The organism is Oleiphilus sp. HI0117 (assembly GCF_001635235.1).
In genome coordinates this window covers 1-691 of record NZ_LWGA01001189.1, presented here as the reverse complement: position 1 = coordinate 691, position 691 = coordinate 1, and the positions used below count along the sequence as shown (strand labels likewise).

Annotated in this window: 1 protein-coding gene; it reads left to right on the top strand. The window is 47.8% G+C overall.

Features of this window, described 5'->3' with window-relative positions:
• The first annotated feature begins 11 nt into the window (after positions 1-11).
• Positions 12-128, top strand: a complete 117-nt coding sequence (locus A3757_RS28165) for a TetR/AcrR family transcriptional regulator C-terminal domain-containing protein (protein WP_369819586.1) — start codon at positions 12-14, stop codon at positions 126-128.
• Positions 129-691: the final 563 nt, after the last annotated feature.

The window sequence follows — 691 nt, the reverse complement described above, 5'->3', positions numbered from 1 at the left end:
TTCACAACCTAATAAAGGGAAGTTGCTTTTGGCCTCAAGTTGTTCAAATTGCGCCTGTTTTATCTGAACCTGAAAAACAAGCACTAGTGCGCGAAACCGTTGATATGTTTTTGGCTCGATATAAATAATGATAAATATTAATTGTAAAAGTCAGCGCTTGAGCTGAGCTATTAGAACACTGCGTTCGACTAAAGCGCACGACTCCTGCGCATTACTTAGTCGTTAAAGTGCCAAATTCGGCCCCTAGTACGTACCTTGTAGGTCGGGTTTCAACCCGACAGATCGGTGCCAATGAGGTAGTTAATAGGTATTGTAAGCACCGCGTCGGGCTGAAGCCCGACCTACGAATAAAGTGCGAATATGCCAAGTTCGGACTCTTCGATATCAATAGGGTGTGCCGTGCGCACCAGCGGAGTTTGATACCTCGTCTTAGTAGGCAGAGGGTTCAACCCCTCGCATGAATCTGCCCCGTGCTAGCCCGCTTGCGAGCCGTGGAAGGCTCTGCCTACAGGTTAGGGAAATTGCTTTGGCCGCCCCCCCATTACTGTTTGTTTGAGTCGCGGGGTTTATCGGTGCGCACGGCGCACCCTATTTGAGTTGTCAGGGTCTTAAATGCGGACTCATTGGCACTAGTGAAGAAAATTCCGATTAGATGTCTCAAAAAGTTACATCAAATTCATTGGCGGCAAAG